Annotated in this window: 9 protein-coding genes, 3 tRNA genes and 1 pseudogene; 5 read left to right on the top strand and 8 right to left on the bottom strand. The window is 37.6% G+C overall.

The window, feature by feature from the left end; all coding sequences use genetic code 11:
• Positions 1 to 57 precede the first annotated feature (57 nt).
• The 5 genes from JC525_RS18680 to JC525_RS18660 form a co-directional block, all read right to left on the bottom strand.
• The gene (locus JC525_RS18680; protein ID WP_198817497.1) at positions 58 to 1,044 is read right to left on the bottom strand and encodes a vWA domain-containing protein; all 987 of its coding nucleotides are present in this window, start codon (positions 1,042 to 1,044) and stop codon (positions 58 to 60) included.
• A 4-nt stretch (positions 1,045 to 1,048) separates the two neighbouring features.
• Complete coding sequence (locus JC525_RS18675; protein WP_008305440.1) at positions 1,049 to 1,615, bottom strand: DUF4381 domain-containing protein; 567 nt, start codon at positions 1,613 to 1,615, stop codon at positions 1,049 to 1,051.
• A complete protein-coding gene (locus JC525_RS18670) occupies positions 1,615 to 2,547 on the bottom strand; it encodes a DUF58 domain-containing protein (RefSeq protein WP_008305438.1) in 933 nt (310 codons plus the stop codon). The genes JC525_RS18675 and JC525_RS18670 overlap by 1 nt, the downstream gene beginning before the upstream one ends.
• A 9-nt stretch (positions 2,548 to 2,556) precedes the next feature.
• Entirely contained in the window at positions 2,557 to 3,528 is a 972-nt protein-coding gene (locus JC525_RS18665) for an AAA family ATPase (RefSeq protein ID WP_008305436.1), read from the bottom strand.
• A gap of 158 nt (positions 3,529 to 3,686) precedes the next feature.
• On the bottom strand, positions 3,687 to 5,279 hold the full coding sequence (locus tag JC525_RS18660) for an arylsulfatase (protein ID WP_370316836.1): 1,593 nt from the start codon (positions 5,277 to 5,279) through the stop codon (positions 3,687 to 3,689).
• A gap of 363 nt (positions 5,280 to 5,642) precedes the next feature.
• On the opposite strand from JC525_RS18660, the gene JC525_RS20220 reads away from it, so the two are divergent.
• From JC525_RS20220 to JC525_RS18640, 4 genes are all read left to right on the top strand, one after another.
• Entirely contained in the window at positions 5,643 to 8,345 is a 2,703-nt protein-coding gene (locus tag JC525_RS20220; protein ID WP_024017276.1) for a LuxR C-terminal-related transcriptional regulator, read from the top strand.
• 278 nt (positions 8,346 to 8,623) lie between these two features.
• Positions 8,624 to 11,053, top strand: coding sequence for a TonB-dependent receptor (locus JC525_RS18650; RefSeq protein ID WP_198817496.1), 2,430 nt, complete (start codon positions 8,624 to 8,626; stop codon positions 11,051 to 11,053).
• 101 nt (positions 11,054 to 11,154) lie between these two features.
• Complete coding sequence (locus tag JC525_RS18645; protein WP_024017274.1) at positions 11,155 to 12,180, top strand: MBL fold metallo-hydrolase; 1,026 nt, start codon at positions 11,155 to 11,157, stop codon at positions 12,178 to 12,180.
• A 199-nt stretch (positions 12,181 to 12,379) separates the two neighbouring features.
• Positions 12,380 to 14,668 carry a multiheme c-type cytochrome gene (locus JC525_RS18640; RefSeq protein WP_148289003.1) on the top strand — a complete coding sequence of 763 codons (2,289 nt, stop codon included), beginning with the start codon at positions 12,380 to 12,382 and terminating at the stop codon, positions 14,666 to 14,668.
• Positions 14,669 to 15,069: 401 nt separating this feature from the next.
• On the opposite strand, the gene JC525_RS18635 is transcribed toward JC525_RS18640, so the two are convergent.
• From JC525_RS18635 to JC525_RS18625, 3 genes are all read right to left on the bottom strand, one after another.
• Positions 15,070 to 15,145: transfer RNA gene (locus JC525_RS18635), tRNA-Val, on the bottom strand.
• Between the two features lie 40 nt (positions 15,146 to 15,185).
• Positions 15,186 to 15,261: transfer RNA gene (locus tag JC525_RS18630), tRNA-Val, on the bottom strand.
• A gap of 155 nt (positions 15,262 to 15,416) precedes the next feature.
• Positions 15,417 to 15,492: transfer RNA gene (locus JC525_RS18625), tRNA-Val, on the bottom strand.
• 258 nt (positions 15,493 to 15,750) lie between these two features.
• On the opposite strand from JC525_RS18625, the pseudogene JC525_RS18620 reads away from it, so the two are divergent.
• A pseudogene (locus tag JC525_RS18620) lies at positions 15,751 to 16,098 on the top strand (glutamate--tRNA ligase); the annotation flags it as partial.
• Positions 16,099 to 16,152: the final 54 nt, after the last annotated feature.

Genomic DNA, 16,152 nt, shown 5'->3' with positions numbered 1-16,152 from the left:
AATGCCCACCATGGCCTTAAAAAGTGAAAGTTTTGTAGTAGTTGCGAGTAAGCCAGGTCACTGATCATAGGGCACCTTAACTTTTATTCCTGAACGTATATACACTACCATACATAAATTCATAATAACTAAGGTAATCAAAGGGATATGATGCATACTTTGTTTAGGGCGAAATGATATAGAGTCATATGTTTGCGGTTCAAGTTGGGCAATATTTAGGTAAGCTTGACTAAGTTGGCTGGTGTCCATCGCATGATAAAAATTTCCACCAGTTAGCTCAGCGATGCGCTTTAAGGTTTTACTATCGAGTTTTCGCTCGCCAATCGTTGCTGGGTCGCCAAGCGCAATTGTATATATTTTAACGCCGTAGCTAGCAGCTATTTTTGCAGCGTCTATTGGTGGTACTTTGCTGCCTGCATCATTACCATCGGTCAGTAAAATAAGTACTCGGTTTTTTGTTTCACTTTCTTCAAAGTGCTTAATTGCAATACCTATGGCGTCACCAATTACCGTACTTTGGCCCGCCATTGCAATTTCAGTTTCATTGAGTAAAGTTAACCAAGTTGCATGGTCTTCACTAAAAGGCATTTGAAGGTAGGCTGCAGAGCCAAATACAATTAAACCTAAACGATCGTTTTTACGCTCCATAGCAAGAGATTTTAGCACTGACTTAACCATGGTTAGTCGGTCAACTGTATTATCACTTGCCACTTTAAAGTCAGTTGTTGCCATTGACCCTGAAGCATCAACAGCAACCATTAGATCTCTTGCTGATTTTGTTTGTACTATTGGATCTTGCAACCATTGAGGTTTTGCAGCAGCTAATACAAAAAGCAACCAAGAAATGATCAAAACAGACTTTTGTAACCGGCTTGGCTGTTGTGTTTTTGCCCCTAGCTTGGCTTTATCACCTGATATTTCGATGAGCTTATTGAAAAATGGTACTTTAACCATTTGATTTTGTTGTAGGTATTCTGGAAGAAAGCGTAGCAACAGAGGTAACGGTAGAAGAAGAAATAGCCAAGGGAATACAAATTCAAGCATTAGGTTACTTGCTCTTAACTAAGTTTAATAAGCTAAAAGGTTTTATGACGGGATTCACTCCTTCGTAAGGATGCTGCTGGATCCAAAGTTTGGTTTGTTCTATTAATGAGTGCCACTGTTTCTCTGTGCACGCTTCTTTTGGTACTTGGTATAGGTTATCACCTAATAGTTGGTGGGCATTACTATCAAATACTTGTTTTTTATTATGAGTATTTAAAAAATTAAACCAATCTTTTCCTGTTTGTCGCGCAATAATTTCACGAGGGAAAATATAAAGAGCAGTTCCTTTTATTAGCTCTGCTAGTTGATATAGTCGCGCTTGTTCGGTTAACGAAGAGTTTGCTAGTTCAGCTAAAGCCAATAGTGCACTTTTTCGATAGTGGTTATTAATTTGATAAATTAATTTTTGAATAATAAAGATTATTAACCAAGTAATAAATATTATTGCAAGGTAGCTCCACCCTGGGGCAAAAGGTAAAATTGGTAAGGTTTCTGGCATTGGAGCCTCATTAAAGTTGGTCAATGCTAAATTGCCAAAACTTTGATTGATTGTTGATGAGGCATCTAACATTAAGCTGCCCCTAGGTGTTTACGAACTTGTCCAGCAACGTTAAATTCTGTTGAAAAAGACAATAATGGAATATTGTGTTTAGCAAACGTTGTTTGCATGTTAGACAACTTCTGTTCGGTATAGTGATTAAACTTTTCTGTTAGACCTTTTTTATTAGCTGACAGTTGTAATTGGTATTCGCCATCTCCTAACACTAGGTTTTCTAGCGGGCGAATATCATGCTCTAGTTGGTCATAAACGTAACAGGCGATAATGTCGTTGTGCTGAGTTAGTTTTGCAAGGCTCGGTATTATTGATGCCTGCGGGTCAATAAAATCTGAAATAACTATTAGCAAGTAATCGTGAGTAATAAACTTTTCAGCTTTTTTGAGTAAGCCAGCCATTGAAATGGGCTTGTTGGTTTGGGCACTGTTACTGTTTATTATTTGATTAAACTTAACTATTAATGCTAAATACTGTTGAAACTTTGTATGACTTCTAGTTGGTTCACATTCAATGTAACGTTGATCTGACAATATAATAAAGCCAACACGATCACCTTCATCTAATGCCTTCCATGCAATTAACGCACTAAGTTCAGCTGCTAAAACTGACTTCATTTTCCATTGGCTGCCAAAGTGCATATTTGAACGTTGATCGACAATGATCATGACAGGTCGGTCTTTTTCTTCACAATAAAGGCGCACATAGGGCTTGCCCATACGATTAGTGACACGCCAGTCAACATTTCTTATATCGTCTCCTGGGCGATAATCTCTTAACTCGGAGAAGTCCAAACCTCTTCCCCTAATGGTAGAGCGTTTACGACCCATTAATTTACTTTTTAATGGTTGATTAGATAAAAAGCTAAAGCCATGAGCGTCGTGTTTTAAACGCATAAGTTGTTTTAGCGTTATTTGTATGCGTTCATCAATTGCTTTAACTGTTTTCATTGGCTTGGTTTATACGACAGCGACTTGCTTAATTATTTCGTTAATAACATCGTCAGAAGTTATTCCGTCAGCTTGCGCTTCATAACTTAGGTTTATTCGATGTCTGAGGACGTCACAAACTACTTGTCTAACATCATCGGGATCTACATAGTCTTTTTCATTTAAGAATGCTTGTGCTCGTGAACACCTGTCTAAAATGATACTAGCGCGAGGACTAGCGCCAACTGCTATCCAGTTTTTTAAATTGCTATTTGGGTAGCGTTCTGGTTTACGAGTCGCCATCACTATTGCGACAATGTACTTTTCTACCGCTTCACTCATGTGTATGTTTAATACTTGTTGACGAGCATCAAAAACAACACTTTGTTGTATTTTGATAGGCGCTTGTTGTTTGTTACCTTCTTCTGAGCGCACTAAACGAATTATTGATAATTCTTGTTCATCATCAGGGTAGTCGATTTGAATTTTTAGCGCGAAACGATCGATTTGTGCTTCAGGAAGAGGGTAGGTACCTTCTTGCTCTATTGGATTCTGTGTGGCCAATACCATAAATAGATCAGGTAATTGATAGCTTTTCCCCATCACAGTAACTTGTCTTTCTTCCATTGCTTCAAGCAATGCCGCTTGTACTTTTGCAGGAGCTCTATTGATTTCGTCGGCTAGAACTAATTGATTGAATATAGGCCCTTCTTTAAAGGAGAGATCAGTTTTACCATCGATATCTTGGAACATTTCTGTGCCTGTAACGTCTGATGGTAACAAGTCGGGCGTAAATTGAATACGCCCCAACTTAGCTTCAAGCACTTTAGCCAAGGTGCGAATAGAGCGGGTTTTAGCGGTACCAGGTAATCCTTCAAGCAGTACGTTGCCGTTGGTCAGCAATGCAATTATTAAGGCATTAACGAGCTTTTCTTGCCCTAAAATTGACTGGTTTACTTCTGACTGAAGCGCTTTAATTTGAGCTAATATGTTTTCGGCCATATTTATTCTTTATTGGTAATGGTGTTATTAGTTTATTTGTAATGCCAAAAGTGTGTATAAATACATGGTTTTTAATGAATTACATAACTAAGCTTTTATTTTAGTGTAGAACGAAAAAGCAAGAGCTGTATTAACTCTTGCTTTTTTTTTTGTGATTTTTATTTATATGTCACGTTTTCCCAAATTTTCATTTTTTCAACAACCGTTGAAAAGGTAAAGTCGGCTGGTGCTTGTGATGGCGGGAATTCTTTAAATGTTTGTAAGAATTTTATTACTTCTGTTGCCGCAGGAGCAACAGTAAATAAGTGATCTACCGACCATCTATCATAGCCTCCCGCATTTATTGGTGCTTCTTCATATGGATCTTGGCGTAAATTTAAAATTAAAGGTAGACGGCGTGCCACTAAAGGACAAGCCCATACTTCCCAACCCTTACATTTTTGCTCTAAGAATAATAATTTCCAGTCGCCCATTCTAATTGCAGCAACTTTGCCGCCATCGGTTGCATAAATAAAGTTTTTACGAGGCCAGTTTGTATTATCGTCAGCAGTAGTATTTTTACCTTCAATTAGTTGTGGCAATATGTTGTAACCGTCTAAATGAATTTTATATTGACGACCGTTAAATATTGCCCCTTTCTTTAACTGTTCTTTAATATTTGTATTACCTACCGCAGCCATAACCGTTGGTAACCAGTCATTATGAGCGGTTAGTTCGTTAACTATCTGACCTGATTTTATTTTATTTGGCCAACGAACCATGGCAGGTGCTCTAAAGCCACCTTCCCAAGTGGTATTTTTTTCGCCACGGAAGCGCACTGTGCCCCCATCAGGCCAAGAAAACTTTTCTGCGCCATTATCCGTTGTGTAAATAACGATTGTATTGCCACTGATGCCTAGCTCATCGAGCTTATCGAGTAATTGTCCTACGTGACGATCATGCTCTACCAAGCCGTCGCCATATAGGCCGCCACGTTTAGAGATACCTTTAACATCATCTTTTAAATGTGTCCAAATATGCATTCGAGTTGCATTAAACCATGCAAAAAATGGCTTTTTAGCTTTGTGCGCTTTTTCCATAAACTTTATGGTGGCTGCTAAAAACTCTTCGTCGGCTGTTTCCATACGCTTTTTGGTTAATGGACCTGAGTCTTCAATACGTCCATCAGCAAATGAATGAATAACGCCGCGAGGGCTAAAACGCTTCTTCATTTCCGCAGTCATGAATCGGTTATAGTCTTCATGTTCAGGCTCTTCTTCGGCATTTAAGTGATACAGGTTGCCATAAAATTCGTCAAAACCATGGTTTGTAGGTAAATGACTGTCTTGATCGCCAAAATGATTTTTACCAAACTGGGCGGTCATGTAACCTAGAGGCTTTAATAAACCTGCTAATGTAACATCATCTTCACGAGCGCCTTCTTTAGCACCAGGTAAGCCAACTTTGGTTAAGCCTGTACGCATTGGATGTTGGCCATGAATAAATGCAGAGCGACCAGCAGTACAAGAGTTTTCTGCGTAGTAATCAGTAAATATTGCGCCTTCTTTAGCAATACGGTCAATATTTGGTGTCCAGTGACCTGCTTGTCCCATGGTATAGGCGCTTAAGTTATCCATGCCTATATCATCTCCCCATATCGCTAATACATTAGGGCGTGAAGGATCTTCTGTTGCATGTACAGGAGTCGTTAAACAGAGTAACAAAGCACTGCTAGCAAGTATTTTTAATGATGTAATAATTTTCAAAATAATTGTCCGTTAATAGAGCAAAAGTTTATTCAATAGTTTGAATATGCTTGTTTTTATGAATTTTATTTAAACTACATTTATAATATTTCTATCAAGCTAAAAAGCGTATTAATAGCCGATTAAAACTATCCTAGTTTTTAACTATAGATGTTTTGATTAGGGCATGCTGGTTTTAACAAGCAAAAAAATGGTCTGTGCGGGCTATATCTAGTAAACATAAAATACTCGTTAGAAAATTACTTTATACTATGTTTCTGTTCATTAAAAAAAGAACTACAATGTATAATAATATCAATAATGTAGGGCTAGCATATGCGTATTACTTTGACGCATCTACATTACTAATTATGAATAATAGGGCGCTTTGTGCAAATTTCTGCAGCTAAATTTACTCCTAAAGTAATTACCAAACATTTAATAGAGCAGACAGAATTAGTTCAGCATTTAACTGCAAAACCGTTACGTAATGTAGCGATAGTGCAAGGGCTTGCTGGTTATGGTAAAACAACCTTACTTTTACAATACCTTGCTTGGTTACAAGCAAAAAAAGCCCGCACAATTTGGATTAATTTAGAAAAAGCTGACAATGATATATCACGTTTATTGCAAGTGGTTAGTGAAGCTAGTAATGCATCAGTATCGGGCTCGAGTAAAGTAGCTACAAAAGAAAACCCACATAATACTGACGACTTAAATGTATTGTTGTCGGCTATTGCTGATAATGAACAGCCTTTTTATCTTTTTCTTGATAATTTTGACGTAATAACAGAACCGTCAACGTTAAGTATTTTAAGTGACGCCCTTAATCATTTAAAAAGTCATCAGCAAATTATTATTGCTTCTCGCACTGCGCCAAAGCTTGCTTTGTCAAAATTGAAAATAGCAGATAACTTAATAGAGGTTTCAACATCGGAGCTAAAATTTAGCTTTGAGCAAACTAAAGTATATTTTTCTCGTTTTGGTGATATTCAACTAAATGAAGAACAAATATGCAAATTATATGAATTAACCGATGGCTGGCCTGCAGCATTAAAGCTGTCTACTTTTTTGATCAAACAACCAGAGCAACTTAGTCAACTGACGGTAGACGGAAAAGTTACCAGTGAGCTGTTTGATGATTATTTAATTGAAAACATTTTTAACCACAAATCTGCTGAACAACAAGAGTTTTTAGTAAAGACATCAATTCTGTCAGAGTTTAATTTGCCACTTTGCCAGCATTTATTAGCTGACACTTTTTCCGCTGGAAGAGCAGCGACAATGCTAAATGAAGATCTTGAAGAGTCGATATTGATTGAGTCAACCAATCAACAACAATCTTGGTTAAGTTATCACCAATTGTTTGCAAGCTTTTTAATTAAACTATTAAAACGAGATTATGCAGAACAGGTAGAGCCATTGCACGTTAAAGCGGCAAAGTGGTTTAAAGAAAATAACAGGCCAAGATTAGCAATAGAGCATGCTATAGCTGGTAATGCCAATGAACTTGCCGCTCAAATGATGGATGACTTTGCTCTACCTATGTTAAGAAAAGCGCAGTTTAATACATTAGCTGATTGGACAAATAGCATTTCTTCTGAGTTATTAAATCAACATATTAATTTGTATTTAGCAAAAACATGGGCTGATTTATTTTATAAACGCACATTATTGGTTGAGAAGGATATTTCTCAAATTAGTGAGTGGCAAAAGGCTAATAAGTTAACTAAAGAGCAGCAGCGTATTTTTACGTCTTTAAAAATATCGTTTAGCATAATGTCTGACAATAATGATGAGACGCTAAACGTAGTACAAGCATTGTTGGCTGATAATCAACCTAGTAACCATTCATTGGTTAGAATTGGTTTTTATAATATTCAAGCGTACATCCATTTAAGCCAAGCAAAATTTGAAGATGCAAGAATTGATGGTATGAATGCGTTGGCGTTAACGCAATTTATGGGTAAAAACAAATCATCAGATAATGTTTTTTTTACCGTAACTTATGCTCATGCCGTTCAAGCTTTTGCTCTATTATTGCAAGGAAAACTTAAAAGAGCACTCGCAGTAGCTGAGCAAGGGCTTAGAGATTTTTATCAGCAAGACTTTATTGAGTCAGCAAATGCTTATGGCGTACTTCCAGCGTATACAAGTTTACTATATGAAACGAATAAGTTAGATGACTGCGAAACTATTCTTACAAGAAACCTCTCGTTAATTAGGCAGTTTGCGTTACCAGAATGGTTAGCAGTAAGTTATTTATGCTTGGCGCGAATTCATTTGGCAAAAAATAATACTAATGATGCTATTAAAGTAATTGAGACACTTGAACAGATAGGTTATTCCGATCATTTACCTCGACTTTCGGCTATTGCGCGGTGGGAGCTGGTGAGGATCCACCTTAATAATGGTGAGGTCATATTAGCAAACGACATTGCTGAACGTATTAGTAGCGAAAATTTAGTGGTTAAAAAAGCGCAGTGCTCAATCGCTGCAGACAATGAGGCTGATACTATTACCAGCATTCGACTTTTGTTAGCAAACCAGCAATACAAGAAAGCGTTAAAGCAAATAGCTGATGCAATCGAGCAGTCGCAACCTAATCGCCATTATCGCATATTAAAATTAGAAGTTTTAAAAGTAGTTGCGTTAAAGCAGAGCAATGAACATAGACAAGCATTAAGGCTGCTAACTAAATTAGTAGCTCAAGGCCAAAATGAAGGGTTTGTTCGGACGTTTGTTGATGAAGGCGAAGTGATTAGCGAGCTATTAAAAGAGTTATACCAAACCTTAGATGACTATAACTCTAAACTAGCACTTTATATAGCATCTTTATTAGCCGCTTTTGGTATTGAAGCTAACGCGGCGCAATACGAAGAAGTAAATAATAGGCTAATTGAACCACTTACCAAGCGAGAAGAAGAGTTATTGCACCTCATTAATAAAGGCCATACTAATAGCAAAATTAGTGCGTTACTAAGCTTGTCAGAAAGTACAGTTAAGTGGCATTTAAGCAATTTATTTTCAAAATTAGGGGTTAAAAGAAGAAATCAAGCTACCTCAAAAGCACGAGAACTTGGTTTATTATAAATTTATTTTTGCTTAATTTGACGTCTTTTTACCTACTTGATAAAGCATTGAACGATTCTAAAGAAACTTATCAAAGCCCCAAATGTATAACGGTCTAGCTTGAATGTCGTTTTGGATATGAGCCTACAAAACTTAGTTACTTTTCTATCAAATTTTAAAACGTTAGCTATATTTAAGACAATTAAATAGCAGAATATGACCTGAATTTCGCATAAAGGACTCTACTATTGATAAAAGATAACAATAAATTTAAGTGAAATTAACAATCGGGGAAAGTTATGAGAACCAACAATGTTTTTGTAAAAAGTCGCTTAGCGGCGGCTATCGGGGTTTCATTCTTATTTTCAGGCAGCTTGTACGCAGAAGAAGCTGCTGGTGAGCAGGCTGAAAAAGCCAAAGAGAAATCTGGCTTAGAAGTCATCCAAGTAACAGCTCGTAAAAGAGTAGAGTCAGTTCAAACAGTACCTTCAAGTGTTAACGCGGTAACAGGCGAACATATGGAAGGCATGGGCGTACACAGTGTTTACGACCTTACTAAGTTTGTTCCAGGTCTTGAACAGCCACAACTAGCTAACCATTCACGTTTATCACTTCGTGGTGTTTCATCAGGTGATAACCAGTCATTTGAACAGTCTGTAGGTACATATGTAGACGGTGTATACCGTGGTCGTATGAATCAACAGCGTTCAGGTTTCTTCGATATGGAGCGTGTGGAGGTATTAAAGGGCCCACAAGTGTCACTTTACGGTAACAGCTCAGTTGGTGGTGCATTAAGCATGGCAACTAAACGACCTGAAATTGGTGATGAATTAAACGGTAAGTTCACTGTTAAATATGAAACTGAATATGAAGAATCACAAGTGTTAGGTGGTGTAAATATTCCTGTTTCTGACGAAGTTGCAGTGCGCTTGGCGGGTAAATGGCGTGATCAAGCAGGTGGGGCAGCATTTAACCATTACACAGGTAAAACTGAAAACTCATACGAAGACTCTGCTTTTCGTATTGGTGTTGTTTGGGAACCAAATGCTGACTTAAATGTATACCTTCGTCACGAACAAGCTAAATTTGAAAAGCATGGTGAAACGTTAGCTATTTATACTCACGTTAACCCAGACTTTACGCCATTAGAAAATTCACCATTAGCCGCTTTTGGTATTGGCACAGGTGATTTAAATACGGGTAATGACGATAGTATTTTTAACAATGGCCCGTCAGGTAACTACAACGACAGTGATGAAACTATGCTTGAAGTTGTATGGCAAATTAACGACAGCATGTCATTAACCTCAATTACAGCTGACAGTAACTATGATTATTATCATACGTTAGATGTTGATATGGCACCGTATAACTTTATGTCAACAAATACACCTGAAGATTACAGTCAGTTTTCTCAAGAATTGCGTTTAGATACTGAAATAAACGACCAATTAAACATTATGGCAGGCCTTTATTATCAAGATGCAGATTTTAATACAGGTTTTGATGTTGACTTTTATATGCCTCATGTAAGCACATTAATTGGTAGCCCATTAGAGTTTGGTTCATTTTCTCGTTCAAACTATTTAAGGCAGAATACTGAACAGCAAGCGATATTTACGCAATTTGACTACAATCCAACAGATAAATTGAGTTTAACGCTTGGTGTTCGTTATACCGATATTACTAAAACTGCAACACAAGGTTTAAGATTACTTGATATTGATGGTTCTACGTACGATGAAGCGCCATACCCTGAAGGTCACCCATTTGCTGGTTTAACGCCTGCATTGTTTAGTTATTGGGGGGTTTTAAAGTCTGTGGGTGCTCCGCATGAATTTCAAGATATGGTACGCGAAGAAGATCACTTAATGTTACAAGCAAGTGCTAGTTATCATTTCTCTGATGACTTTATGGGTTATGTAAATTACGCCGATGGTGCTAAAGCGGGTGGTTTTGATACGCTTTATGAAGGCCCAGTTACAGCGAGCCCTCTTGGCACATCACCTGGACCTTCAGCGGGTACGCCAGAAGATACTGAATTTAAAGATGAAAGTGTATCAGCGTGGGAAGTGGGCTTTAAGTCAGACTGGGAAACAGTTCGCTTGAATGTTGCAGCCTTTTATGGTGTTTACGACAACCTACAAACGTCGATTTTCAATGGTTCTATTGGATTTAACGTAGGTAATGCAGGTAAATCAATTCAAAAAGGTGTTGATGTAGAGTTTATCTGGCAAGCAACAGATGATCTAAAAATTACTGCAAATGCGGAATACTTAGATTTTTACTACGATGAATTCCAAGGTGCAGCGTGTAGCTTAACTGAAGTTTATAGAGGTGAGCAGGGCGCAGATGGCAAGTGTGACTGGTCTGGTGATAGCCTTGCTTGGGTGCCTGAGTTTACTGCGGTTGTAGCTGTGGAGCATATTGCAGAAGTGTTTGGTGATTATGAATTAGTTAATATGTTAAGTGTTAGCTATAAGTCTAAACATACGGTCGATTCAGATAATGAAGTAAACCTTACTCAGGATGGCTACGCTTTAGTTGACTATCGCGTCACACTAACACCAGCAGACAGCAATTGGCATGCTGCATTTACTGTAAACAACTTGTTAGATGAAGACTATGAAGTTTACCTAACTAAGATCCCATTAATTGCAGGTGCATATTCTAATGGTGTTCATCAAAGTAAACGTCGTATTAACTTCGAAGTAGGTTTTAACTTCTAAATTAAACTCGAATAATTGCTCGCAAGTTAAGGCGAAAGTAAGGTGACATTGTTACCTTACTATCGCCTTTTTTTCGCTCGTCTATTTTTGGAAAGTATAAAATGTTAAAGAATTTCAAAGAAAAAGCCCCCGAACCTCAACACCTGTTGCATGTAGGTAATAACTTATATTGGCTGCGCATTAGTATGCCATTTGCACTTGATCATATAAATATTTGGCTAATAGAAGAAGCTGATGGTTGGGTGGTAATTGATACTGGCCCGAATACATCAAAAGCCAAAGAGCAGTGGCTTGCGGTAATAAATAACCAGTTAAAAGGTAAACCAATCACTCGCATTATTTGTACTCATGGTCACCCTGATCATATTGGCTTAGTGGGTTGGCTACTTGAAGAGCTAGAGCACAAGCCTAGTTTTAGTATTTCAATGCCTGATTACAAATATTATCAAATGTTATTTTCTTGTGAGCCAAGTGTACCAAGAGATCAGCTCAATGAGTTTTATACTGGATACGGTGAAGGACAAAAACAAGTAAAGGCTTATTTTAGGAATATTGATACCTTTCGCAGTATTATTTACCCTGTAGACTCACCTTGTCAGGTATTACAAGATGAGCAAATAGTTACTTTAGGTAATCATCAATGGCGAATAGTGATGGGCTATGGCCATGCGTCGGAGCATGCATGTTTTTATTGTCAGGAATTAGATATTCTTATTGCTGGTGATCAAATATTACCGAGTATCACGCCAAATATCAGTATTTGGCCTGATGCGCCTGATGCTAACCCTATGCAATTATATTTTGATTCAGCACAGCACATATCAACAGTGATTACAGATGAAACCTTGATTTTGCCAGCACATGGTTTAGCTTTTTATGGTGGTGTTAGCCGATTAAATAAAATAGTTTATGGGCATAAAGAAAAGCTTGAACAGCTTTATCTGCATTGTAAAGAACCCAAACAAGTTAATGAAACTTATCAAGTGTTATTTAACTGTGAAGTTGACTCAGGTAATGACTTATTTGCATTTGGTGAAGCATTAGCTAGTTTGCAAATATTGGTTAAAGCGGGTCGCTTAAAAGTGACTCTTAATGAGCAAGGTGTAAAGTTATTCCAACAAGCTTAGGCTAAGTTGTGTAGAATTAATAATTTATAGATTGATAAGCTTTGCTTTGTATATGGTTAGCATTACAACCATGTAGTTAATCACATTATTTGTGTATCGGGTGTTTAAGAGCACTGGGCAATAAATTTATTTTATCTTGCGTAATAGCTAAAAAGCTTCTTTAAGTTTTGTTTTAATTTATTAATTTTAAGGGATAACTTTGCTAATTCGGTTTAAAACATCAATGGTTTTAATTTGGTGTTTCTTTGTCTTTTCATTATTTGTTAGTTTTAAAAGTGAAGCTAACAAAGACTTAAGCTGTGCTTCTTGTCATCAAACTCAAACACTAGCTTGGAAAAGCTCACACCATTTTCACTCTATGGCTGAAGTATCATCGGACTCTAATTTGGGAGATTTTACTTTAGGCAAGGTTAAGCTAAACGATGAAGAAATAAAGCTACTGATTCAAGACGACAAGTATTTAATAACTATGCCTGGAGTAGATGGAAGCCCAGTAACTAAAGAGTTACTTTATACTTTTGGTTATTACCCGCTACAACAATATATGTTTAGTGATGGAGCAGGAAAGTATCAATTTATTCCTTACGCTTGGGACAGTCGCTCAAAAGCTGAAGGTGGACAAAGGTGGTTTAACCTTTATCCTGAACTTAATGCTGAAGATGAATTTCATTGGACGCAAATGGGGCAAAACTGGAATCAAAACTGCGCCGATTGCCACAGTACAAACTTTAAGAAAGGCTTTGATTTAGAAACACTTTCATATCAGTCGAGTTATGACATCATTAATGTTAGTTGTTCCGCTTGTCATCAGGGAAGTGAGCAACATTTAACGTGGGTAAAAAATCCTGATAGTAAAATAAAAAATCCTGACAGTAATAAAAATAAATTTGGCTTTAGCCAAGATATTTCAACAAAAGTACCCGCATTTGCTACTAATGACTTAGGTAAGCTATTTCCAACAACGCGAGTGAAAAAAACACAGCAAGTGGAAGTATGTGCTCAGTGTCATAGCCGAAGATCACAACTGTCAGATCACACTGAATCAGTGCCATATCATCAGCAATATCAATCGTCATTAGTAAATACGCCTTTATATTACCCTGACGGGCAAATTTTTGATGAAGTATATGTATATGGTTCGTTCAAGCAAAGTAAAATGTATCAAAATGGTGTTACTTGTACTAATTGCCATGATCCGCATACTTTAAAGCTTAAACATGAAGGTAACGCCACCTGTACCCAATGTCATAGTGCAGAGCAGTACGATATTAGATCACATCACCAACACCTTGCTAATTCAGCTGGTTCACAATGTGTTAATTGCCATATGCCTGAAACCACTTATATGGAAGTTGATGATCGTCGTGACCATTCGTTTAAAGTTCCGCGTCCTGATTTAAGTGTCACGCTTGGTGTGCCAAATGCTTGCCAGTCTTGTCATAGTGATATAGCCAATGACCAACATGCCAAACAGTTAACAAAGTGGTTTCCTAATTCAACATATCAGAAAGAAAAAGGCTACGCTCATGCCTTTGCTTTAGCTGATAGCGGCGACTTTACCGCTATACCTGCATTAATGGCTATTGCCAATGTCCCGACAAACCCTGAACTTATTAGGGCTTCGGCTGTTTCACGTATATTTGGTGCTAGAAATAATAGAGAACTTATTGGCTTTATTAGTAAGCAGCTTAATAGTAGCGATATTATGTTGGTACTCGCTGCGATTAGAGCATCAGGGCAATTAAGTTTAATCAATCGCTCACTAAAGCTTATCCCTTTACTTACACATCAAGAAAAGCCTGTCAGAATGGCGGCAGGGCGCCAGTTGGTGGAAAACCTGGCTGATCCGACATTTGTTGGAGAAAAACGGCAACAGTTAGAAAAAGCGGTTGCAGAATACATTGAAGGACAATTGTATCAAGCTGATAGAGCGACCGCCCACGTAAATATTGGACAAGTGTATGCTTTGAAAAGAGACTTTAAACAAGCTGAAGAAGCTTTATTAACTGCGATAAAAGTAGAAGATATTTTTATGCCTGCTTATGTTTATTTAGCTGAAGTTTATCGACAACAAGGCGATGAATTCAAAGTAGAAAAAATACTAAAACAAGGGCTAGAAGTTAATAATAAAGCCGCAGATTTATATTTTCAGTTAGCGCTTTCTAAAGTGCGCCAAAAGAATAAACAAGCAGCTTTACCATTGTTTGATAAAGCGGTAGCTAATGAGGCTAGAAATCCTAGATATTTATATACTAGGGCCGTTTTATTACAAGAAAACCAGCAACTTCAAGCAGCTAAAGCTGATTATGGTTTAGCACATCAAATAGTGCCTAACAATCCAGATTATCTTTACGGGTTAGTGAGTGTTTTAATTTCGCTTAAATCGTTTGATGAAGCGTTACATTACGCTTATCAGCTTAATCAATTAGTACCTAATAATCAGCAAGTACAGCAGTTGATTCAGTTTATTAGGTATTCAAATCGCTAAAGGTATAAATAGTTTTTAATTAGTACATAAGAATAAGCTATAACTTTCGAGCAATAGCTTTTTACCTTCTAATAAGAGTTTACTCTAGTTCAGCTTGTCGTATTCAAGAAAATATAGGTATTGTCATACCGCACTTGTTGCCGTATCTCCTGAACGTAATGATGCTTTTAACGTACTTTTCGGGAGATTCCCGATAAAAACATTCGGGAATGACAGTTAGCTGAATTGAACAGTTTGTCTTTAGTTTTTATTAAATATTACGCGAAAACAATAAAGTGGTGGACGATACTGAGCTTGAACAAGTGACTTGGTGCGGGTTGTAAAGAGTAGAAGGTGCTCGCACCGCTTTTAACTGCGTACAGCAAATAACTATGGATAAAATAGATAAAAATAAAAGTAAGTGGTGGACGATACTGGGCTTTAACCAGTGACCCCCGCCTTGTAAGGGCGGTGCTCTCCCAACTGAGCTAATCGTCCATATATATCAGATAGTGATATGAATCTAAGGGTAAATGATTGGTGGACGATACTGGGCTTGAACCAGTGACCCCCGCCTTGTAAGGGCGGTGCTCTCCCAACTGAGCTAATCGTCCAATCATTTTCAGAGACATTTTGCTAAAAGCAGAAGTGGTGGACGATACTGGGCTTTATCCAGTGACTTGGTGCGGGCTTGTAAAGAGCAGAAGGTGTTTTCCCTTATTTTCTTTAGCTACGCAAGTCTTTTGTCTACCTAACACTTAAAACAAAGTGGTGGACGATACTGGGCTTGAACCAGTGACCCCCGCCTTGTAAGGGCGGTGCTCTCCCAACTGAGCTAATCGTCCGTCTCTGTGGTGGCGTATTATAGGTGGATGATTAAAACTGTCAACAAAAACAAGTGCTTTTTTTCATGTTTTTTCAGCATATTTTAATTGATTGCTCTAATTTTCAACACCCTGTTTATTTAGTGAACTTTTTAGCGGAATCTTCAGGGGTAAATAGTGTTTTATCAAACGTTGCCTGATAGAATAGCGCCAATTTTTTATTCAACTAAAATATTAGCGAAATAAAACGCTAATTTAATAGTGTACGGTGATTACTTTATGAGTCTAACAACGCGATTTGCGCCAAGCCCAACAGGGTATCTACATGTAGGCGGTGCTCGTACAGCGCTTTATAGCTGGTTATATGCAAAGAAAAATAATGGTGAATTTATTCTACGAATAGAAGACACAGATTTAGAGCGTTCAACGCAAGAGTCTGTTGACGCGATTATGGATGGCATGAATTGGTTAAATTTAGAGTGGACACAAGGGCCGTTTTTTCAAACTAAACGTTTTGATCGCTATAAAGAAGTTATTGCTCAGTTAATAGAATCGGGTAATGCTTACCGTTGTTATTGTACGCCTGAAGAAGTGGAAGCGATGCGTGAAGAAGCGCGCGCAAAAGGGGTATCGCTAATCGTTTTCCTGAGTTTATAAAAAATAGTGACTTCAGAGCCCGTT

The organism is Alteromonas sp. IB21, from assembly GCF_016405965.1.
Lineage (GTDB): Bacteria > Pseudomonadota > Gammaproteobacteria > Enterobacterales > Alteromonadaceae > Alteromonas.
This window is presented reverse-complemented; position numbering and strand designations above follow the sequence as displayed.